Genomic DNA, 22,402 nt, shown 5'->3' with positions numbered 1-22,402 from the left:
TAAGGGATTTTCATTGAATATAGTTAAGTGGATAGCATTAGGGAGGTGCAACATGAATCAGCAAGGTGTATTTACAGATTACTTTCATGAAGTAGAAAATTGGTGTGAAAGTGTTCTTCACGTGTTAGATAGTCGCGCAATGGAAGTGTATGATGTCCATATGCTTGCTTATAAAATTCAGACGTTATTAGAGCGTATGAAAGAGCATGAGTATGAAACAGATGCAGAGTTTATGTATGAAATAAGCGATGATGTAGAACATATTCAGCATCACTTGCAGGAAGTATTTATGCAAGAAGAAGAGGAATATGAATTATATGAAAGAGGGGATAGTGAACGAGCTGTCCCAATTGGAGGACATACACTCCCGCCATTACCTTATCCGTATAATGCGTTAGAACCGTATATTTCTAAAGAAATTATGATGTTACATCATGATAAACATCATCGGAGTTACGTGGAAGGATTAAATAAAGCAGAGAAGATGATGGAAGAAGCGAGAAAAACAAATAAATTTGATTTAATTAAGCATTGGGAAAGGGAAGCGGCTTTTCATGGGTCAGGTCATTACTTACACACGATATTTTGGAATAACATGAAAAAAGACGGTGGTGGAAGTCCAAGAGGAACTTTTTCACAACAAATTGAACAAGATTTTGGGAGCTTTTTACGTTTCCAAAAACATTTTACAGAAGCAGCCTCTAAAGTAGAAGGTTCAGGCTGGGCAATTCTCGTTTGGGTACCCCGGTCTGGAAGGTTAGAAATTTTGCAAAGTACACTTCATCAATTATTTACACAATGGGATACGATACCGCTCCTTGTACTAGATGTCTGGGAACATGCGTATTATTTACAATACCAAAATCGAAAAGATGAATATATTAAAAACTGGTGGAATGTTGTAAATTGGCCTGATGTAGAAAAAAGGTTTGAAACTGCGAAACAAATTGAATGGACACCATATTAGACGCAAATTCTCTGCGTCTTTTTTAATGGAAGTAGAAGGAAGATTTCGTTCATATTTTAAAAGGCCAAGCATACACTTGTACAAAAAGTGCCAAAAGGACGTGGGGGGAAATATGAGACGAATTTGTGTAATCATTACGCTTCTTATGATGTATGCAAGCGTTATGCCGATTCCTACATATGCAAAGATGAACAGCAATGTTAGTGCTCGAAATGCTGTATTAATGGAGCAACAGTCTGGTCGTGTATTATACGGAAAGGCAGAACATGAGCCTCAAAAAATTGCTAGTATAACAAAAATTATGACCGCCTTATTAGCTGCTGAATCAGGGAAGATGAAAGAAATGGTATCAGTTAGTAATGAAGCGGTGAGGGTGGAAGGATCGGCAATCTATTTAAAGCCTGGACAAAAAGTGAAGTTAGAAGATTTAGTATACGGACTCATGCTTAGATCTGGTAATGACGCAGCGCAAGTAATTGCTGAAAGTGTGGGTGGGAGTATAGATGGATTCGTATATTTAATGAATCAAAAAGCGAAAGAAATTGGAATGAAAGATACGCACTTCTCAAACCCTCATGGCTTAGATGGAGATGGATCACATTATTCGTCGGCTTACGATATGGCATTATTAACGAAATATGCAATGGGAAACGAGACATTTAAGAAAATCTTTGGAACCAAAACATATAAATCAGATTCTTGGGATTACCCGTGGAAAAATAAACATAAGCTGGTAACGTCTTATTATGAATTTGCAACAGGGGGAAAAACAGGCTTTACGAAGAAAGCTGGGCGAACGCTTGTTACAACGGCATCAAAAGGTGGACTAGATTTAATTGTCGTAACTTTGAGTGCCTCTAGTGATTGGGATGATCATATGAATTTGTTTGATAAAGGTTTTGACCGTTTCAAACAAACGAAAGTTTTAGGACAAGGAGCAATTGCTGAAATAAATGAAAAGAAGTATGCCAACCATGTTTATACGAAAAATAGTTTTTCGGTACCGTTAACTGAAGAAGAAAAAAAGAACGTAGTATTAAAAGTTGAACTCGATAAAAGTACAAAACTTACGGATGGAGTAAAGGTTGGGAAGACAGACATTTATGTTGGTAATGAAAAAGTTGGAGAACGGAATTTATTTTATAGTAAACGAAAGTTAGTAGCTACAACGGGACTTTACTGGAATAATGTGAAAGAAATTTTTTCTTACATGATAGGTGTTGGGAACGATGGTTAATCTCGTATGGGTAGCGATGGCTGTCATTGGGATTGTATACGCCATGATAAATGGAACGATGGAAGAAGTGAATAAAGCTGTATTTGACGGAGCAAAAGATGCGGTAACGATTTGTATAGGACTTATTAGTGTTTTAGTATTTTGGCTCGGTTTAATGAAAATTGCAGAGGAAGCCGGATTGTTAAAAAAATTAGTTACACTTTTTATGCCGATAGTAAAAAGGTTGTTTCCAGAAATACCAAAGGATCATCCGTCTATGGGATTTATTCTATCAAATATGATGGCAAACTTTTTTGGTCTAGGTAATGCAGCGACCCCTCTTGGTATTAAAGCGATGGAACAACTGAAAGAGTTAAATGGAGGAAAGGATTCGGCGAGCCGTTCTATGGTGACGTTTCTAGCATTAAATACATCAGCTATTACATTAATTCCTACGACAGTCATTTCCATTCGAATGACGTATGAATCAGCGAATCCTACTGAAATTGTTGGGGTAACATTTATTGCACAAGTACTTTCTATGATTGGGGCAATTTGGATTGACCGCTATTTTTACCGAAGAAGGAGTAGAAAGGGGCGGAAAAAATGAGCATTGTAAATACAATTTCCTTATGGGTAATCCCTTGTGTAATTGGTTTTATCCTTTTATATGGCACAATAAAGAAAGTGCCGACGTATGAATCGTTCGTTGAGGGAGGAAAAGAAGGGATTCAAATTGCAATTTCCATCTTACCGTTTATGGTTGGAATGCTTGTGTCTATTTCTATATTCCGGTCTTCAGGTGCGTTAGATGCAATGATATCGGTAATGAAGCCAATGTTAGATTTGATCCATGTTCCAGCAGAAATTGTACCCTTAGCACTTATACGCCCTATTTCAGGCTCTGCTGGTTTAAGTATTACGACCGATTTAATTGCAACATATGGGCCAGATTCGTTTATTGGGAGATTGGCTTCTACGATGCAAGGGAGCACAGATACGACTTTCTATATTTTAACTGTATATTTTGGAGCGGTTGGGATTAGAAAAATGGGGGATGCACTAAAAGTAGGACTTTTTGCAGATTTAATCGGGATTATATGCTCAATTGTGTTCGTTTCTTTATTGTTTCAGTAATACTATTCATTTTTTACGCTATTTCGCTTATAATACGTATACGACCACTATTAAGGTGTAGCTTAATAGTGGTTTTTTTATGTGGTATTTTTGACAAAATGATGAACTTTTATTGTGAGAAATATGAAAAATATGGACAATAATAAAGGGTAAAAACATGATTTGACCTTTATATGTTTATTATCATCGCTATGTTGTTTAAGTAAGATGAAGCGAATAGCCGTAAAGCGTATGCGGTTGCCAAGTCTTTCTAATGTAAGGTAAGATAAATTCGAGGTGAAAAAAAGAAATGGAACGATTACAAAAAGTGATTGCGCAAGCAGGTATTGCATCGAGAAGAAAGGCTGAGGAATTAATTCAGCAAGGAAAAGTGAAAGTTAATGGAAAAATAGTGAAAGAGTTAGGGACAAAAGTAACTCCTCAAGATAAAGTAGAAGTAAATAATATCCCTCTTGAAAAAGAAGAACCTGTTTATTTTTTACTATATAAACCAACTGGCGTAATTTCAAGTGTATCAGACGATAAAGGAAGAAGTGTTGTAACGGACTTTTTCCCGGAAATTACACAACGTTTATTCCCAATCGGACGCTTAGATTATGATACGTCTGGCGTATTATTAATGACAAACGATGGGGACTTCGCAAACGTATTAATGCATCCTAGATATAAAGTTGAAAAAACATATGTTGCAAAAATAAAAGGGCCATTAACAGGTGAGAAAATTCGCATGTTAGAACGCGGTGTTACGTTAGAAGACGGTAAAACAGCACCAGCACGTGTGAAAATTATTTCTTGGGACAAGCGTAAAGAGATGGCTATTGTACAATTAACAATTCATGAAGGACGTAATCGTCAAGTACGTCGTATGTTTGAAGCGTTAGACTGTAAAGTAGTGAAATTAAAACGTGAATGTTATGCTTTCTTAGAAGTAGGAAGCCTGCGACCTGGTGATGCGAGAGAATTGACACCACATGAGGTGAAACAATTACGCGCGCTTGCTTCTACAAAGCCAAGATAAGCTATAGAGTTAAAAATTCACCAGTGGAGTGCTCTGCTGGTGATTTATTCAATACAACATTTACAGAAGATAATACATAACATTTACCGAGGAGAGGTAATATGAAGAAAAATCGCTTATTATTTCGCGTTATTATTCTACTCATTTTATGTGGTGCTGTAGGATTTACCCTTTATCAAGGATTCTTTGCTAATAAAGAGAAAATGCAAATCGGAAAAGAAGCACCTAACTTTATTGTGACGGATTTAGAAGGAAAGAAAATTGAACTAAAAGATTTAAAGGGAAAAGGTGTATTTTTAAACTTTTGGGGCACGTGGTGTAAACCTTGTGAAAAAGAAATGCCTTATATGAATGAATTATATCCAAAGTATAAAGAAAAAGGCGTTGAAATCATAGCGTTAGATGCAGATGAAACGGATATTGCAGTAAAGAACTTTGTGAACCAATATGGTTTGAAATTCCCAGTTGCCATTGATAAAGGACAAAAGATTATAGGAACATATGGAGTAGGTCCTTTACCGACAAGCTTTTTGATTGATAAAGATGGAAAAGTAGTGGAGCAAATTATAGGGGAACAAACGAAAGAACAGTTAGAAGGGTATTTAAAGAAAATTACTCCGTAATAAAGAAAGCCTTTACATAAGGGGTGCGTGTTTATAGTGCCTCTGGTTTAAAAATTCTGAGTATTGCGGTAACTCGAGGTTAGAATATACAATAGTACATATAGATACAGGGGCGGTGAGAGTGTTGAAAGAAATTAAATGTGAATGTGGACATGTTAATCCAATAGGAACCGTTTTTTGTGAAGCTTGCGGGAAACCATTTGAAAGCAATGAAAATGCAAAACTATTGGATATGCGCTATGAGGGGAGTGCACGGAGATCTCTCACGCAGACAAAAACAATAGTCGATAAAATTTGGAGCTTTTTCTCTTCTGTAAAAGTAGGTGTATGGCTAATCGTAATAACTTTAGCTGCATCAGCGATAGGAACTATATTTCCGCAAGAAATGTACATAACTCCAGGTATTGCACCAGCTGAATATTATAAACAAGAATACGGATTTTTAGGACAATTATACTATCAATTAGGGTTTAATAATTTATACGGTTCATGGTGGTATATGATTTTGATTGCTTCTATCGGTATTTCACTTGTGATATGTAGTTTAGACCGCGTTATTCCACTTTATAAAGCTTTAAAAAAGCAAGGCGTAAAAAGACATCCTAGTTTTTTAAAGAGACAGAGATTATATGGGACTGGTACACCGCAAGAAGGTGACCTGGAAAGAGTGCAAGAGAATTTAAAGAAAAGAAACTATAACGTGAAAGTGGAAGACGGAAACGTTTTAGCAGAAAAGGGACGCTTCTCGCGTTGGGGTCCATATGTAAATCATATCGGTCTTATTATCTTTTTATTCGGTGCGATGCTTCGTTTTTTACCGAGTATGTACGTAGACGAAGCACTTTGGTTACGTGACGGTGAAACGAAAGAAATACCAGGGACGGATGGACAATACTACTTAAAAAACGAGAAATTTATAAAAGAAGTTTATGATAAAAGTAAGGACAAGGAAGTTTTTGATGAAGCGATTGATCGTGTAGGCGATAAAATGATTGCGAAAAACTTCCAAACGAATGCCGTATTATATAAAGCAGTAGGAGAAAATATAGCAGGACAAAAACCGAAATTAGAAAAAGTAAAAGAAGCGGAAATTCGAGTGAATGAACCACTGAAATTTGATCAATTTGCAGTGTATCAAGTGGATTATAAAGAAAGTGAATTTAAAAGTATGTCCTTTAACTTGCAAAATAAAGAAAATAATCAAAAGTGGGGACCAATTAAAGTAGATTTAACGAATCCTAAGGAAAAATATGATTTAGGAAATGGTTATTCTCTAGAACTATTAAGCTATTTTCCTGATTTTTATTTTGATGAGAATGGAAAACCAAATACAAAAACGAAATTACCAAACAATCCTGCATTTGTATTTAAAATGTTTACACCTGAAACACCAGATGGTGAAGTGAGTTTTGTTGGTATTCAGCAAAATATAGAACCAGATGGAAACAACAAATATAAAATGTCGTTTGCAGGTGTTGAAATGCAAAATGCAACAGCACTTACTGTAAGAAAAGATTTAACGCTTTGGATTCTCGGCATTGGAGGATTTATATTTATGGTTGGTGTCATTCAAGGTATGTATTGGAATCATCGCCGTATTTGGATACAACGTGTTAATGATGAATGGTGGATTGCAGGGCATACAAATAAAAATTGGTTCGGTTTAAAGAAAGATATTGAAAGAGTACTAGAAGGTACAGCAATTCCACAGCCAAATGATAAAGTAATTGATAAAAAAATTAGTTAAGGTGGGGAAACGATATGGTGCAAATAAGTAGTAACTTTCTCTTTACCGCATTTATTTTATATTTAATTGCCACTCTATTTTTCGGGGGAGCAATTAAAGAAAAGGGTCATAAATGGGCAAATGTAGGAATAACGATTACAATTTTAGGGTTTATTGCACAAACAGTATATTTTGTTACAAGGTGGATTGCATCAGGACATGCGCCAGTTAGTAACTTTTTTGAATTCGGTACATTTTTCGGCATGATGCTTGTAGGAGCATTTATTGTCATGTATTTTATGTACCGTGTAAGCATAATCGGACTATTTGCATTACCAGTTGCGCTTTTATTAATTGCCTATGCAAGTATGTTTCCGAGGGAAATATCCCCGCTTATTCCATCTTTAAAAAGTAATTGGTTACATATTCACGTGACGACGGCAGCAGCAGGACAAGCCATTTTAGCGATTAGTTTTATTACAGGTGTTATGTATTTATTGAAAAATGTAGATCAATCGACGAGAAGTAAACGTACATTTTGGCTAGAGACGGTAGTATTTACACTTGTTTGTACAGTTGGATTTATTGGAGTAACAACGGTATTTTCTAGTATGAAATATGAAGCGAAGTTTCAATGGATTGATAAAAATGAACAACAAGTGGAAATGAAATACAATCTTCCGGCTTTAGTTGGACCGCACGAAGGGAAGTTACTGACAGAAAATAAATTAGAACCGGCAGTTGAAGTTCCAGCGATTGTAAATGCGAAAAAATTAAATACTGTTATTTGGTCAGTGTTAGTTGGAACATTACTGTATATTGTATTAAGACTTGTTTTACGGAAGCGAGTATCGGCGGCACTTCAGCCGTTAGTAAAGAATACGAATAGTGATTTACTAGATGAAATCGGATATCGATCTATTGCAATTGGATTCCCAGTGTTCACATTAGGTGCATTAATTTTTGCGATGATTTGGGCACAAATAGCGTGGACACGTTTTTGGGGCTGGGATCCAAAAGAGGTTTGGGCACTTATCACTTGGCTCTTTTATGCGGCAGTATTACATTTACGCCTATCAAAAGGATGGCATGGAGAGAAGTCAGCTTGGCTTGCAGTAATTGGTTTTGCAATCATTATGTTTAACTTTATTGTAGTAAACTTAATTATTGCCGGTTTACATTCATATGCATAGAGAAATAAAATAGGGGAGTGCATGTCACTTTCCTATTTTGTTTTTGTCAACTTTTCTTCTTTTTTGAGAAAAACATGACAAAGTAGCGGTTGATTTTGTAAAATGATGTCGAGGACATTATATGCTGTTCAAAAAAAATACATAGTTTTGGAAAAAAAATGAACAAAATTTATTATTCTTGTGAAGCATAATATGGGAAGTGAAACATTTAGAAGATTGCTTAAATAAACGAGAATAGCGCAACATAATAGTTAAAGAAGGGTAGGTGTGAACCGCTGAGGTGAGAGTGCGCAGCGGGTAGAGATGGAAAATGAATCAAGAATTTTAATTGTAGATGATGAGGATCGTATTCGTCGTTTATTGAAAATGTACTTAGAAAGAGAACAATATACGATTGAAGAAGCAGATAATGGTGATACAGCTTTAGAAATGGCGTTGCAAAATGATTACGATTTAATCTTATTAGATCTTATGATGCCTGGTAAAGATGGCATTGAAGTATGTAAAGGGGTTCGTGAGAAGAAAGCGACACCAATTATTATGCTGACAGCAAAAGGTGAAGAAGTAAATAGAGTACAAGGATTTGAAGTTGGAACAGATGATTATATTGTAAAGCCATTTAGTCCACGTGAGGTCGTACTACGTGTGAAAGCGGTATTACGTCGTGCTGTACCAACAACATTCTTTACACAAGATACAACGACAAAAGATGTTACTGTATTCCCGCACTTAACAATTGATAACGATGCACACCGTGTTACTGCAGATGGTAATGAAGTAAACTTAACGCCGAAAGAATATGAGTTACTATTATTTTTAGCGAAAGCTCCTGATAAAGTATTCGATCGTGAGCAACTGTTAAAAGAAGTATGGCAATATGAATTCTTCGGAGATTTACGTACAGTTGATACACATGTAAAGCGTTTACGTGAGAAGTTAAGCAAAAAATCACCAGATGCAGCGAAAATGATCGTTACTGTTTGGGGTGTAGGTTACAAATTTGAGGTTGTGAACGACTGATGCTTTGGAGAAGTGTAGTAGGGAAGTTATGGATGACCATATTACTTCTCGTTTCGTTTGTTCTTGGATTTGTTGCGATTTTACTTTCACAGTTTTTTAGAACGTATTATGTTGATATGAGTGAAGCTAGGCTTCAAAAAGTTGCAACAAGTGTTTCAGAGTTAATTGAAGAAGGTGCCGATGTAAAAACGATTGAGAATATCGCTTACAAATTCTCTGACCCACTTTCAAGGATTATTATTGTAGAAGATGGTAAAGAAATCTCTTCTTCACCGAAACAAGAAGGGTTAGTCACTCTTACAATGGATGACTTAAAAGAAGATAAAGAATTAGCGGCTGTGTTTACAGACAAAAAAGAAATTAAGAATAATATTAGAAAAGCGTCTAATAGTAGGAAGAATAAAAACACCGAAAATGATATTATGATCGTCGGAAAACCAGTGCAATCAAAAAATCAAAGTGCAGTGTTCGTATATGAATCTTTACAAGTACCGATACAAGGTATGGAAAGAACAACTGATTTTATTTTCTTATCGGCTGGAATTGCGATTATATTAACAACTTTCTTTGCGTTCTTCTTATCTACTCGGATTACAGCACCGCTTCGTAAAATGCGTGAGGTTGCTTTTGAAGTGTCACGTGGGAAGTTTGATGCAAAGGCTCCTATGGTATCTCAGGATGAGATTGGTGAGCTTGCAACGGCCTTAAATCAAATGGGAAAACAGTTGAAGTTTAATATGAACGCCTTGCAACAAGAAAAAGAGCAGTTAGCAAGTATTTTGAGTAGTATGGCAGATGGGGTTATTACGTTAAATCAAGAAGGTGAAGTCGTTGTAATCAATCCGCCGGCCGAACATTTCTTACAAGTTTGGCAAGAAGAAAAAGAGATAGAGCTCAGTAAAAAACTACCTTCTGAACTTGTGGAATTATTCCATCTCGTTGTAGAAAGCGAACAACAACAAGTTGTTGAAATTAATTTACAAAAAGGAAACTATGTAGTTCTTATGACGCCGCTTTACAATCAAACGAAAATTCGTGGAGCTGTAGCAGTACTGCGAGATATGACGGAAGAACGTCGTCTTGAAAAGATGCGTCAAGATTTTATTGCGAATGTATCACATGAACTTCGTACACCAATGGTCATGCTGCAAGGGTATAGTGAAGCGATTTTAGATGATATTGTGCAAACGAAAGAGGAAATAGATGAGTTTGTTCAAATTATTTATGATGAATCTGTTCGTTTAGGTAAACTTGTAAATGAATTGTTAGATTTAGCTCGTATGGAAAGCGGTCATGTAGAGTTACATATTGGTGAAGTGGATATACATCCGTTTGTTGAAAAAATTGGTCGTAAATTCCAAGGGATTGCAAAGGATAAAGAGGTCGCGTTAACGGTTGATTTCAAAGGTCCAATTGAACAATACCCGTTTGATGCAGATCGTATGGAACAAGTATTGACGAATTTAATTGATAACGCAATACGTCATACGAATGCAGGCGGACATGTAACGCTTGTAATTGATACGAAAAATAACGGTCTTATTTTTGAAGTACAAGATTCGGGTGCAGGCATTCCAGAAGAAGATATTCCATTTTTATTTGATCGTTTCTATAAAGCTGATAAAGCAAGAACACGTGGGAAAAAGGGTGGAACAGGACTCGGGCTTGCGATTGCGAAAAATATTGTTCAAGGCCATGATGGTAAAATTTCTGTATCAAGTGTTGTTGGAGAAGGAACTACATTCTCTGTATATTTACCGAATCGTATAATTTAGATATGCGTTTTTAAAGTTGATAATGAATAAAGTTCTGCTGTTTTTTATTTTTTTGTAAACTCAATTAAATAAAGAATGGTAGAACTTTTTTCTATGTTGCTCGAATAAAGAATAACAAGAGAGGTGCTGTGAAGAAATGAAATTATATACAAAAACAGGAGATAAAGGAACGACAAGTGTAATAGGTGGCAGGGTTGATAAAGATGATATCCGTGTGGAAGCGTATGGAACAATAGACGAGGCAAATTCTCATATTGGATATGCAATGACTAAGCTTCAAGGCGGGGCTTTTATAGATATTTACAATGAGCTCGAAAATATTCAACATGAACTATTTGATTGCGGAGGAGACTTGGCAATAGTGGAACAAAAAATTCCTTATAAAGTGACAATTGTGATGGTTGAAAGTTTAGAAAGAAAGATTGATTTATATATAGAAGAAGCACCGCCACTAGAACGCTTTATTTTGCCAGGTGGTAGCGAGGCAGCGGCTACTATTCATATTGCACGTACTGTTGTAAGGAGAGCAGAACGCTCTATAGTATCATTGCAAAAAGAAGTGAAAATAAATGAAGTTGTATTAAAGTATGTAAATAGATTATCTGATTATTTGTTTGCGATAGCTCGAGTAATAAATGCCCGATTACAAGTGAAAGATGTGGAGTATAACCGTAGTGCATTAGTTTTTCGTGATAAGAAAGAGAAGGAAGTGGAGTAATTCACTTTCTTTTTTTGTATACTTTTTTCTGTAATATACCAAAATAGAGAAGGTATGGTGGTAATTAGAAAACGGAGGATGTATATGAAAGTTTTAAAATGCGGTGTCATGTTATTGAGTATACTGTTTGTATCTCAATTACATGTTTATGCAGAAGAAAATCGATGGACATGGCCTGTTGAAGGTCAGATAAGTGATTATTTTGGGACAAGGCATGGAAAACACTATGGTATTGATGTAGCTGCGCCGATTGGAACGCCTGTGGCAGCTATCCAAGATGGTAAGGTAACGAGGTCTTATTATTCAAGTAGTTATGGAAATGTTGTATTTATTAAACACGGAGAATATGAGGCTGTATATGCACATTTAAATAAGAGATATGTGGATCAAGGAGATTATATTTCCAAAGGAGAAAAAATTGGAGAAGTAGGGAACACGGGAGAATCGCGAGGTGCGCACTTACATCTAGAACTTCATCAAGGAAGATGGACGATGGCGAAAAAGAATGCGATGAACCCATTGCTTGTTTTAAGTGAACAAAGAAATGAAGTTGTTTCTTCGTCATTATATGTCGTACAAAAAGGGGATACTTTAGTTAGTATTGCACGGAAATTTAGTATGACACTTAAGGAAATTAAAGAAAAAAATGGATTGCAGCAAGAGCTAATTTATCCTAATCAACAATTATATGTTAAGTAAAGGAAACGCTTCAAAAATTAAACTTTGAACAAATTTATGTTCTTCTTAAATAAGATTCAATGTAAATGAAATTATATGGGCGCTTTTGCTAGAACTATTGAGTGAATCAGAGCATCTATATCTAAAAGAAAACCGTCCCAAAATTTATTTTGGGACGGCTTCTTTTACCAAAAAATAAAGACACATATAAATCCAGAAATAGCTAAATAGCTATATAAGTAAAAAACTTTTGTTCTTGTTTTCTCTTTTGTTCGAAACAGTACGATAGTCGGTTCAATTAAACCGATTGTCAAACAAAGTAGGCCAAGAAGCATACAACCAATCGAGATAGAATACAGGGCGATTTGTGGTGCTTGAAATGGAATCATCCATTTTAATAAAAATGCAATAAGTGCAGTGTAACAAATACTACCGATGTATTTATTCAGTGGTGTATTAGAACGAAAACCAGGAAGTTTTTTTAAGAAAGAGCGGGAAACAACTTCTGTTTGTAAAGATGTATGCTCTTCAATAATTTTTTGAGCTTCTTTTCCTTTTTGAAAAAGAGATAAGATCCAATTTCGCTCACCCTGAAAAATAAATTGAGAAGTTGTCAAATAGTGATCAATCTTCACTTTATTCCAACTCTTCCACGGATGACGCTCACACAATTTTAATTTACTTTCTGTTTTTTTATCATACTGATAAATACTGATGCCATCTTCATCGAAAGTAGCATAGTATGTCTCGTTTGAGAATGTGCCTAAATCAATTGGGCAGTAGAAAAGTAATTCTTTTTTTAAGTAAAAGTATTCTTTTCTTAAGTTTTTTTTCATTGCTTCTCGAATAGAATGTCTCTTGTCTTTTTTCATGACATTTCCTCCATAACTCAGAAAATGTTCTTATCTTAACAATTCAATATCTTATCACTTTTAATTATATATGACTAGGTAATTCAAAAGAGAAATGCCGAATAATAAAAAATATGGATTGTATTGTAAAATATCTCGCAATTTATTTGTTGTTACGAAAAATAAATAACTAATTTTAAATAAGTTACAATTTTTTAGTTCACAATGTTATGAGGTTGTTGTATAATGAAGGGGAAAATAGAATATCGGTCTATCTTCGGGGCAGGGTGAAAATCCCGACCGGCGGTGATGAACTATTTATGATTTTGTTCTAAGCCCGCGAGCCGTTAAGGCAGGATTTGGTGTGATTCCAAAGCCGACAGTATAGTCTGGATGGGAGAAGATGGAGGTTCAAGCGTTCAAAAAAGATATGGATTTGAACGTCTGTTTGATGTGCCTTAAATTCTCCCTTTGTGTAAAACACAAAGGGTTTTTTCGTTCTATGAAAAAATAGGCATAGCAGAACCTTTCCACTTTCCATGAGATGATCGATGGAAAAGGAGAGAGAAAGATGAAACAAAAAAACAGTGTAGTGCAGATGGTGAGTGTAGCGATGCTAAGTAGTATTGCATATTTACTAATGATGTTGGATTTCCCGTTCCCAGGGCTTCCGCCATTTTTGAAAATTGATTTTAGTGATGTACCAGCTCTAATTGCGGCAATTATCTTTGGACCAGTAGCAGGAGTGATTGTAGAGGCGATAAAGAACATTTTACATTACGGGATTCAAGGAAGTTTAACGGGAGTACCAGTTGGAGAAATTGCAAACTTTATTGCAGGATGTTTATTTATTGGGCCAGCAGCTTTCTTATTTAGAAAGTATCGTACTGTGAAGAGTTTAACTACAGGATTAATGCTAGGGACAATTACAATGGCACTTATTATGAGTGTATTAAACTACATCATCATATTCCCGGCGTACACTTGGTTTTTAAATTCACCAGCTATGTCTAGCGAAGCTATAAAAACAACGGTTGTAACGGCAATCTTACCATTTAATTTAATTAAAGGGATTGTTGTAACAATTGTATTTGTAGCATTATTCTCACGCCTGAAAGTATGGGTGTTTGCAAAAATGAAAAATGCATAATATATACTAAAACCATTAGTAGTGTGAAACTACTAATGGTTTTTTATTAAGGAAAATAAAATTTAGATACAAAAAACGCCCCTCATCAATAGGAGGGGCGTTTTTTGAAGTTAATAAAAGACTATTCGAATTTTAAAGCGTCTCCGTCGAATGATTCGTCAGCAACTTTAATTGAGTCAGTTGGACAGCCTTCGAATGCATCCATCATATCTTCAATTAATACATCTGGAATTTCAACGATACCTTGGTTATCATCTAATGTTACAAATGCAATACCTTCATCATCATAGTCATAAATGTCTGGTGCAGCAGCGCCACAAGCACCACATGCAATACAAGTATCTTTATCAACGATTGTATATTTTGCCATCTTTTTTCCCTCCTGATAATATGTATGTGAAAAGCTCGCCATAAAAATTATAACCTTATTGTAAAACGGTTTGTAAAACTTTTCAACATAAAATTATAATGATAATGCTTATCAATTAGAGTGTCAACTTATTTTTGAATTATGTCATAAGATTTTCAAAATACGTAAATATGATTTCGTTTGATACAATAGAATATATACAAGTATATAGTTCTTATATGATAAGTTTAATGAGCGACAGTAGATAGTGTAATTGTACTGAAAAGAATGAAGTTAAGATTGGAAGGTGGAAGCGGTCATGCAAATACAATATACTTTGTTGCATTGTTTAAAACAATTGAATGGTGAAAGAACCGTTTCTTCTATTTATTATTTACTAAAGGGCAAACGTTCTTCGCAAACTTTACAAGATGGAAATATGTTCCGAATTTCTTTTTTGTTCGGAATATATAAATCATTAAATAGAAATGACTATGATGGTGAAGTTGCAAAGTTGTTGCAAGCGGATTTTATTCAAGAAATACATGAAAATACATATGTGTTAACACCTACGGGTAAAATGCAGTTACATAAATGGGAGGAAGTTTATGCTTTTCCGGCGCATTTGCATGGTTTACATTATGGTGAATTAGGTGAAACATTTTGGAAAAGATTATCATTAATTATTCAAACCATATCAAATTTACAACAGAATAATACGAGATTTATTCCAATTCAGCAAGATACAGAAATAATGATGTGGGTGAAACGTTTTCTAACAGGAAGGCCATATAAGAGAAGTGAGTTGGCGAGAAAACTATGGACGGAAGTACATAATCTTTTAGAAAAGAGTAATGCGATAGAAGCGACGATTGTAACATATCGATTAACGGGTTATGAACGCATTGGTTGTACATTGCAACAATTAGCAGAAATTACGAAACAAGATATATTCAGGGTGTATTTTTTATTTTGGGGTACAATACATTTCTTTATACAAGAAGTTCGTGATAAAGAAAATGAATTTCCACTATTAGCTGAAATTATATCTTATCCAAATGAGAGAGCTGAATTATTTAGTTTATCCACGAAAAAAACATATGATTTTTGGAGACAAGGACGTTCTTTAGAAGAAATAGCGACGATTCGGAATTTAAAGGTTGCAACGATAGAAGATCATTTTGTTGAAATTGCTTTGCGAGAAAAAGATTTTTCTATTGAAATGTTTATGGAAAAAGAAAAGATAGACAAAGTAATAAAAGTAATTGAAGCATTGCAAACGCGGAAGTTACGTGTTTTGAAACAAGCGGTTGGAGAAGATATCTCTTATTTTGAAGTTCGTCTTGTATTAGCGCGGATGGAGGGTGTAAATGAAACTTGAAGAATATTTATATAAGTGGTTTGGATATTCTGAATTTCGTCCAGGTCAAAAAGGAGTAATTACAGATTTATTAGAAGGAAAAGATGTGATAGCAATGCTTCCGACTGGAAGAGGGAAATCTATGTGCTATCAGTTTCCGGGGCTTATGCGAGAAGGAACAGTGCTTGTTGTATCACCGTTATTATCTTTAATGGAAGATCAAGTGACACAATTAAAGTATGTTGTGAAAAACCGAGTGATAGCATTTAATAGTTTTCGGACATTAAATGAAAAAAGAGAAGCGATGAAAAAATTATCTTCATATAAATTTATTTTTGTTTCACCAGAGATGTTGCAGTCGGAGTTATTAATTAGGGAATTGAAGAAAATTCATATTTCATTATTTGTTGTTGATGAGGCTCATTGTATTTCTCAATGGGGTTATGATTTTAGACCGGACTATAAAAAACTAAATGTAGTTATTGAAAATATTGGTTCTCCTACAGTATTAGCATTGACAGCCACAGCGACAAAAGGGGTACTGCAGGATATCGCAGATAGTTTAAATTTAAAGGGTGCCGCGGAACATGTATACTCTATTGATCGTCCTAATATTGCAATGGATGTGCAATTTGTAGAGACGATAGAAGAAAAGAAAGAGGCGCTTTTAGAGCAGGTGATGTATTTACAAGGGCCGGGGATTGTATATTGCTCAAGTAGAGCGTGGACAGAAAGGTTAACGGAATACTTGAGAGGGAAAGGTGTTACTGGTGTAGCTTTTTATCATGGTGGTATGGAACATGAAGAGCGTATGTTAATTCAACAGCAGTTTATGAACGATCAATTGCAACTTGTAATATGCACAAGTGCATTTGGTATGGGGGTAAATAAGGCGAATACGCGATATATTATTCATTTTCATTATCCAACTAATATAGCCTCTTACTTACAAGAAATCGGAAGAGCTGGAAGAGATGGCGAACCGAGTATAGCTATTTTATTATGTAGTCCGTTGGATCATGATTTACCAATTTCAATCATTGAGGATGAATTGCCAAGTAAGTCACAAATAAAATTTTTATTTTCTTTACTACAAGAAAGAATATTTCAAACGAAGGAATTACCAATAGAAGATGTAGAAGAAATTTGTTATAATGCAGCAAGATTTAATGAGCAATATTGGCGTTTCGTTCGTTATCATCTCGAACAGGTTGGAATTATACAACAACGAAGATTATTATTAGAAGGTTTGTCAGATGAAATCATGAACCGATTAATAGCTGAAGTAGAAATAAGGTTGCGTAATAAATATAGTGAGCTAGAAAATATGAAGTCATGGATACAAGTTAAAGGGTGTAGACGTGAATATGTGCTGCAACAGTTCGGTTATAGGAAAGAGCAAGAGTTAATTAATTGCTGCGATTATTGCGGTATTACCAAAGAAGATTATAAAAAAAGACGAGCGCAACAATCGGATTTCGACTATAATTGGGAAACAGAGTTACAAAAGCTTTTCGGCCTAGAAAAGATGGAGGAATGATGAACATTCAAAGGCATAATGTTGAAGATATGAGTCCGCAGGAAATAAGGCTGAATCTATATATAACACAGTTAATTATTATCGGTATTGGCTGTTTACTGGCATATATATTATTTCAAGATGTAAAAGAAGTCTTTAATTTATGGAAATGGGAACCAGTATCTATACTTATTATAGGTGGTTTGTTAGCGATTGGTATTGTGTTATTAGATTATGTTGCAATGCGAGTGTTTCCGGAGTCATGGTTTGATGATGGTGGTATTAACGATAAGATGTTTCGAGGAATGTCCGTTCTACACTTACTCGTTATTACGTTCTTGATTGGTTTTGCAGAAGAATTTTTATTTAGAGGTGTAGTACAGACTCATTTTGGAATTGTAATTGCGAGCTTCGTATTTGCAGTGTTACATATTCGTTATATAACAAAGCCATTTTTATTTTGTTTCGTCTGTTTTATTAGTTTTGTCTTTGGTTATGTATTTGAATGGACAGGAAATTTGTTTATAACAATCTTTGCACACTTTCTTGTTGATTTTATAATGGGACTCCAATTAAGAAAATAAATGGAAGGTGGTGGTGAACAACATGAGGAAACGAATTCCTGATTTTGAAGAGGAATTAGAAGTTGAGCGAGTGGAAGAAAAAGAAAGTTTACCGCCGCGTAGTGAAATTCATAGAAATAAAGAGAAAAAACAAAAGTTTAAAATAAATCACATTTTCGTCCGGGTTTTAACATTTCTATTCATTCTTCTGCCGATTAGTATTTTGTGGTACACGGATAAATATATTCAGGTGAAGGGTGATAGTAATAATGCTGGAAAAAGTGCGTTTGAAGTAATCTTCTTTGATTCAGCTAAATCTGAGTCGCAGAAACATTCTGAAAAAGTAATAACGCATACTGTGAAAGAGGGAGAAACTTTAGAAAGTATAGCGAAGCAATATTTTTCAGATGGAAATGGAATTGAAGTAATTAAAAAGTATAATAACTTGCAGGAAGATGAAGTGAGTGCAGGTCAAGAATTAAAAATTCCGATAAAAGATAAGTCCACAAAGCAAGAAAGCTAGCGAGTTAAGCGATCACAGTTTGTTATAAAAGCCTAGGATTATCTTTATGAGGAGGGAGTCAAAAATATGATATGGATTATATTATTCAGTACTCTCATAGGCATGGGGATTTTATTACTTTTTGTGATGTATAAAGAAGCGATGCGTAATACGGTGTTGGAACATACTTTAGTATTTAAAGAATTTCCGAAAAGTTTTCAAAAAGTAAATGTGTTTTTTATTTCTGATATTCATAGAAGGGTCATTTCGAATTTGTTAATTGAACAAGTAAAAGGAAAAGTAGATCTCGTAATTATCGGAGGAGATTTAGCAGAGAAAGGTGTCTCTTTATCAAAAATCTCTGCGAATATTCAAAAGTTAAGAGAGATAGGTCCTGTATATTTTGTGTGGGGAAACAATGATTATGAGATAGAATATCATGAATTAGATGCGTTATTATTAGAAAATAACGTAAAAGTTTTAGATAATACAAGAGTGGTATTTGAGTCTGAATTAGGAGAGAAAATTTGTTTGCTCGGTATAGATGATGTTGGATTGCACCGTGATCGTCTAGATTTGGCATTGGCGGATTGTAAAGAAGATGGTTTTCGTATCCTAGTTAGTCACAACCCTGATATAATAAAAAAAATGTCTGGAAATGAACAGATTTCACTTGTGTTAAGTGGACATACGCATGGAGGACAAATCCGATTATTCCCATCTAAAAAATATTTAAAAGGTGGCGTATATAACCATTTGAATACGATTCTCTTTGTTAGTAATGGGTATGGAACAACATTGATACCACTTCGTTTCCGAGCACCTGCTCAAACACATATCATTACATTGTGCGGAGGGAAATGATGCCAACTCTTAGTGGGAAATATAATATAAAAGCCGTTTCGAATATAATTGGAGTTCAGCCGAGTACGCTTCGTGCATGGGAAAGACGATATCAAATTATTGCCCCAAAGCGGAATCAAGCTGGGCATCGCTTATATACAGAAGAGCATATTCAAATTTTAAAATGGTTAATGGAAAAAGTTTCTTCCGGTATGATGATTGGACAAGCAGTTCAGTTATTAGAAGAGAATCGTTTGCAGAGTACAGTTCAAAAAGAGATACATTTCGATAAAGAAGTTGTTTTAGTGGACGATTTGCTACAAGCTTTGTTAAAATTTGATGAAATTACAATTGCTGCATTATTAAACGAAGCTTTTAGTATATATTCAACAGAAAAGGTTGTTGCCAGTATCGTTCTTCGAGTGACAGACAAATTATTAACGTCAAAAAATAATAATGAGATTTCAATGGTGCAATTTCAATATGCACTATCATTTTTACAAACGCGTCTAGGGATGGTGTATCACAATGCCTCAATGTTTTCCTCTTTACACAAAGTTATTGTGTTAGAAAAGGATGCATTGAAAGGATTTATTTTTTCAACTTATTTACGCTTAAAAGGATATGAGGCGATATATATTAGGACAAGCTTAGCTGAAGATGGTATGTTATCAGCGGTAGAGGAAATACAGCCGAAATATGTATTTATATCTTTTGCTGACGAACAAGAAATGAAAAAGACGATGAACTTTATAAATTTATTACAAGAAAAAAGGGAATCTCTTTCTGTTGGATTTATCGGAAAGCTAGGCGTTCTAAACCAGTTGGACATTGAAACAATCTTAATTGGTGATACGAAAGAAGAATGGGATGGATGGTTAAAAATGTCGGAATAGTTGTTCGAAAAGAACCATCTATTTTCTATTTCATATAATAAAAATTAGATGCATTGGTTACGTAGGGAGGGTATGAGATGAGGCTGGAACGATTAAATTACAATAAGATAAAAATTTTTCTAACATTTGATGATTTATCTGAACGAGGATTAACGAAAGAAGATTTATGGAGAAATGCACCGAAAGTACAGCAATTATTTCGTGATATGATGCAAGAAGCAAATAAGGAATTAGGGTTTGAAGCAGATGGTCCGATTGCAGTTGAAGTGTTTTCTCTACAAGCGCAAGGGATGGTTGTAATTGTAACGAAAGAAAATCAAGAAATGGATACAGATGATGAGTTCCGTGACGAGTTTATTGAAATGCAAGTGACTCTAGATGAAAGTGAGCATATATTATATGAGTTTGCTACGCTAGATGACGTAATTAACCTGTCGAATCGCTTATATAACCTTGGTGTAACTGGCGGAAAGCTATATACGTGGGATGAGCGCTTCTATCTTTGGGTGGAAGAAGAGGAACAAATTCAATTGTTAAAGGCGGATTTTATAGCTATTTTAGCGGAATACGGTAATCCGTCTACAGCAACCATTTATCGCATCATGGAGTACGGTAAAGAATTAATGGATGTTAACGCGATAGAACAAATACACAATTACTTTGTGAAAAAACAAAACCTCAGCTAATACAACATAGCTGAGGTTTTGTTTTTATTTGGAGAAGGGAAGGGATGATTGTAAATACTCGAACATACTTTTTGAAAATAAAATATGCAGTTTTATGGGAGTGTGGTTGATGAAAATAAAAAATATTTAAATATTTAAGTATTTTACTTTTCTAAAAGTAATAAAAGGACTATAATAATAGTGAAAACGCTTGCAACAGAAAATAGTTTGTATATATTTGTTAGCGTTTTCTATTGCATTCCAAATTTAAGGGTGTATACTAGGCAATGAAGGTTTACTAAACAAGTGAAATTACAGGGGGTTTACTTACTATGGTAGCCGAAAAGGGAACTCAAACAAAAACACAACAACAAAGGGAACAACATTTTGAACTATTGAATTCAACACAAATTGTTATTAGTGAAGCGTTAGAAAAATTGGGTTATCCAAACGAAGTATATGAATTATTAAAAGAACCAATTCGTATGATGACAGTGAAAATACCAGTTCGTATGGATGACGGGACTGTTAAAATATTTACAGGATATCGTGCGCAACATAATGATGCTGTTGGTCCAACGAAAGGTGGAATTCGCTTCCATCCGAATGTAACAGAAAATGAAGTGAAAGCACTTTCGATCTGGATGAGTTTAAAATGTGGTATTGTTGATTTACCATATGGTGGAGGTAAGGGTGGAATTATCTGTGATCCACGTGAAATGTCATTCCGTGAGTTAGAAAGATTAAGCCGCGGTTATGTACGAGCAATTAGCCAAATCGTAGGTCCGACGAAAGATATTCCAGCTCCAGATGTATTCACAAACTCTCAAATTATGGCGTGGATGATGGATGAGTATAGCCGTATTGATGAATTTAATTCACCAGGATTTATTACAGGTAAACCGCTTGTATTAGGTGGATCACATGGACGTGAAACAGCAACAGCGAAAGGTGTAACAATTTGTATTCGCGAAGCTGCTAAAAAACGTGGCATTGATATTAAGGGTGCACGCGTTGTTGTTCAAGGATTCGGTAATGCTGGTAGCTTCTTAGCTAAATTTATGCATGATGCAGGTGCGAAAGTTATTGCAATCTCAGATGCTTACGGCGCGTTACATGATCCAAACGGATTAGATATTGATTATTTATTAGACCGTCGTGATAGCTTCGGTACAGTAACAAAGCTATTTAACAATACAATTTCAAACAAAGAATTGTTAGAACTTGATTGCGATATTTTAGTACCAGCTGCAATTGAGAACCAAATTACAGAAGAAAATGCTAATGATATTAAAGCAAAAATCGTTGTTGAAGCTGCAAATGGTCCAACAACATTAGAAGCGACTAAAATTTTAACAGATCGCGGAATTTTGCTTGTTCCAGACGTGTTAGCAAGTGCTGGTGGTGTAACAGTATCTTACTTTGAGTGGGTACAAAACAACCAAGGTTACTACTGGACTGAAGAAGAAGTAGAACAACGTTTAGAAAAAGTAATGGTAAGATCATTTGATTCTATTTATGAAACAGCACAAGTTCGTAAAGTGAACATGCGCTTAGCGGCGTACATGGTTGGTGTTCGTAAAATGGCTGAAGCAAGCCGCTTCAGAGGTTGGGTATAAAATATTATATCTTG

23 protein-coding genes and 1 riboswitch are annotated in these 22,402 nt (G+C 35.0%); of the genes, 21 read left to right on the top strand and 2 right to left on the bottom strand.

The annotated features are described in order from the left end of the window. The first annotated feature begins 52 nt into the window (after positions 1-52). The 12 genes from MR107_RS03190 (at position 53) to MR107_RS03135 (ending at position 12,092) form a co-directional block, all read left to right on the top strand. Entirely contained in the window at positions 53-967 is a 915-nt protein-coding gene (locus MR107_RS03190) for a superoxide dismutase (RefSeq protein WP_001075741.1), read from the top strand. A 112-nt stretch (positions 968-1,079) separates the two neighbouring features. Next, positions 1,080-2,204, top strand: a complete 1,125-nt coding sequence (gene dacB, locus MR107_RS03185; RefSeq protein WP_001252638.1) for a D-alanyl-D-alanine carboxypeptidase DacB — start codon at positions 1,080-1,082, stop codon at positions 2,202-2,204. Then, positions 2,197-2,793, top strand: a complete 597-nt coding sequence (gene spmA / locus MR107_RS03180; RefSeq protein ID WP_000247811.1) for a spore maturation protein SpmA — start codon at positions 2,197-2,199, stop codon at positions 2,791-2,793. Before dacB ends, spmA begins: the two co-directional genes overlap by 8 nt. Next, on the top strand, positions 2,790-3,320 hold the full coding sequence (spmB, locus tag MR107_RS03175; protein ID WP_000029514.1) for a spore maturation protein SpmB: 531 nt from the start codon (positions 2,790-2,792) through the stop codon (positions 3,318-3,320). Before spmA ends, spmB begins: the two co-directional genes overlap by 4 nt. A 289-nt stretch (positions 3,321-3,609) precedes the next feature. Continuing rightward, entirely contained in the window at positions 3,610-4,338 is a 729-nt protein-coding gene (rluB, locus tag MR107_RS03170; RefSeq protein ID WP_242292055.1) for a 23S rRNA pseudouridine(2605) synthase RluB, read from the top strand. A gap of 101 nt (positions 4,339-4,439) precedes the next feature. After that, the gene (gene resA, locus MR107_RS03165) at positions 4,440-4,961 is read left to right on the top strand and encodes a thiol-disulfide oxidoreductase ResA (RefSeq protein ID WP_000742192.1); all 522 of its coding nucleotides are present in this window, start codon (positions 4,440-4,442) and stop codon (positions 4,959-4,961) included. A 121-nt stretch (positions 4,962-5,082) separates the two neighbouring features. Next, a complete protein-coding gene (gene resB / locus MR107_RS03160) occupies positions 5,083-6,708 on the top strand; it encodes a cytochrome c biogenesis protein ResB (RefSeq protein WP_000910522.1) in 1,626 nt (541 codons plus the stop codon). A gap of 14 nt (positions 6,709-6,722) precedes the next feature. Continuing rightward, positions 6,723-7,880 (top strand): cytochrome c biogenesis protein ResC, encoded by a 1,158-nt coding sequence (resC, locus tag MR107_RS03155; RefSeq protein WP_000250083.1) that lies wholly within the window; start codon positions 6,723-6,725, stop codon positions 7,878-7,880. A gap of 303 nt (positions 7,881-8,183) precedes the next feature. After that, a complete protein-coding gene (resD, locus tag MR107_RS03150; protein ID WP_000426861.1) occupies positions 8,184-8,900 on the top strand; it encodes a DNA-binding response regulator ResD in 717 nt (238 codons plus the stop codon). Continuing rightward, positions 8,900-10,675: a sensor histidine kinase ResE gene (gene resE / locus MR107_RS03145; protein ID WP_000964677.1), complete on the top strand. Its 1,776-nt coding sequence runs from the start codon at positions 8,900-8,902 to the stop codon at positions 10,673-10,675. Before resD ends, resE begins: the two co-directional genes overlap by 1 nt. 136 nt (positions 10,676-10,811) lie before the next feature. Further along, entirely contained in the window at positions 10,812-11,393 is a 582-nt protein-coding gene (locus MR107_RS03140) for a cob(I)yrinic acid a,c-diamide adenosyltransferase (RefSeq protein ID WP_000781268.1), read from the top strand. A gap of 84 nt (positions 11,394-11,477) precedes the next feature. Beyond that, positions 11,478-12,092, top strand: a complete 615-nt coding sequence (locus MR107_RS03135; RefSeq protein WP_000866117.1) for a peptidoglycan DD-metalloendopeptidase family protein — start codon at positions 11,478-11,480, stop codon at positions 12,090-12,092. A gap of 164 nt (positions 12,093-12,256) precedes the next feature. Here the strand turns inward: MR107_RS03135 and MR107_RS03130 are convergent, their stop codons facing one another. Beyond that, positions 12,257-12,943 carry a hypothetical protein gene (locus tag MR107_RS03130; RefSeq protein WP_000710837.1) on the bottom strand — a complete coding sequence of 229 codons (687 nt, stop codon included), beginning with the start codon at positions 12,941-12,943 and terminating at the stop codon, positions 12,257-12,259. A gap of 248 nt (positions 12,944-13,191) precedes the next feature. Continuing rightward, positions 13,192-13,331, top strand: a riboswitch (FMN riboswitch). A 162-nt stretch (positions 13,332-13,493) separates the two neighbouring features. Between MR107_RS03130 and MR107_RS03125 the strand changes: the two genes are divergently transcribed. Then, on the top strand, positions 13,494-14,072 hold the full coding sequence (locus tag MR107_RS03125) for an ECF transporter S component (RefSeq protein WP_000810855.1): 579 nt from the start codon (positions 13,494-13,496) through the stop codon (positions 14,070-14,072). 121 nt (positions 14,073-14,193) lie between these two features. Here MR107_RS03125 and MR107_RS03120 read toward each other — a convergent pair whose 3' ends face one another. After that, a complete protein-coding gene (locus MR107_RS03120; protein ID WP_001151993.1) occupies positions 14,194-14,442 on the bottom strand; it encodes a ferredoxin in 249 nt (82 codons plus the stop codon). 298 nt (positions 14,443-14,740) lie between these two features. Between MR107_RS03120 and MR107_RS03115 the strand changes: the two genes are divergently transcribed. The 8 genes from MR107_RS03115 to gudB all read left to right on the top strand — a co-directional run bounded on the left by MR107_RS03115 (position 14,741) and on the right by gudB (position 22,388). After that, on the top strand, positions 14,741-15,802 hold the full coding sequence (locus MR107_RS03115; RefSeq protein WP_001167003.1) for a YpbB family protein: 1,062 nt from the start codon (positions 14,741-14,743) through the stop codon (positions 15,800-15,802). Beyond that, the gene (gene recQ / locus MR107_RS03110) at positions 15,792-17,321 is read left to right on the top strand and encodes an ATP-dependent DNA helicase RecQ (protein WP_000762973.1); all 1,530 of its coding nucleotides are present in this window, start codon (positions 15,792-15,794) and stop codon (positions 17,319-17,321) included. The genes MR107_RS03115 and recQ overlap by 11 nt, the downstream gene beginning before the upstream one ends. Beyond that, a complete protein-coding gene (locus MR107_RS03105) occupies positions 17,321-17,884 on the top strand; it encodes a CPBP family intramembrane glutamic endopeptidase (protein WP_001025780.1) in 564 nt (187 codons plus the stop codon). The genes recQ and MR107_RS03105 overlap by 1 nt, the downstream gene beginning before the upstream one ends. A 22-nt stretch (positions 17,885-17,906) precedes the next feature. Further along, positions 17,907-18,386, top strand: a complete 480-nt coding sequence (locus MR107_RS03100; protein ID WP_001231553.1) for a LysM peptidoglycan-binding domain-containing protein — start codon at positions 17,907-17,909, stop codon at positions 18,384-18,386. 66 nt (positions 18,387-18,452) lie between these two features. After that, entirely contained in the window at positions 18,453-19,229 is a 777-nt protein-coding gene (locus MR107_RS03095; RefSeq protein WP_000637791.1) for a metallophosphoesterase, read from the top strand. Next, positions 19,229-20,104, top strand: coding sequence for a MerR family transcriptional regulator (locus tag MR107_RS03090; protein ID WP_001142718.1), 876 nt, complete (start codon positions 19,229-19,231; stop codon positions 20,102-20,104). Before MR107_RS03095 ends, MR107_RS03090 begins: the two co-directional genes overlap by 1 nt. A gap of 77 nt (positions 20,105-20,181) precedes the next feature. After that, positions 20,182-20,790: a genetic competence negative regulator gene (locus tag MR107_RS03085; protein WP_001235402.1), complete on the top strand. Its 609-nt coding sequence runs from the start codon at positions 20,182-20,184 to the stop codon at positions 20,788-20,790. A 311-nt stretch (positions 20,791-21,101) separates the two neighbouring features. Further along, the gene (gudB, locus tag MR107_RS03080; RefSeq protein WP_000225173.1) at positions 21,102-22,388 is read left to right on the top strand and encodes an NAD-specific glutamate dehydrogenase; all 1,287 of its coding nucleotides are present in this window, start codon (positions 21,102-21,104) and stop codon (positions 22,386-22,388) included. Positions 22,389-22,402: the final 14 nt, after the last annotated feature.

This window comes from Bacillus cereus group sp. BfR-BA-01441 (genome assembly GCF_022663075.1).
Classification (GTDB): Bacteria; Bacillota; Bacilli; order Bacillales; family Bacillaceae_G; genus Bacillus_A; species Bacillus_A cereus.
The sequence above is the reverse complement of the archived record's forward strand: the minus strand, read 5'-3'. Positions and strand labels throughout refer to the sequence as shown.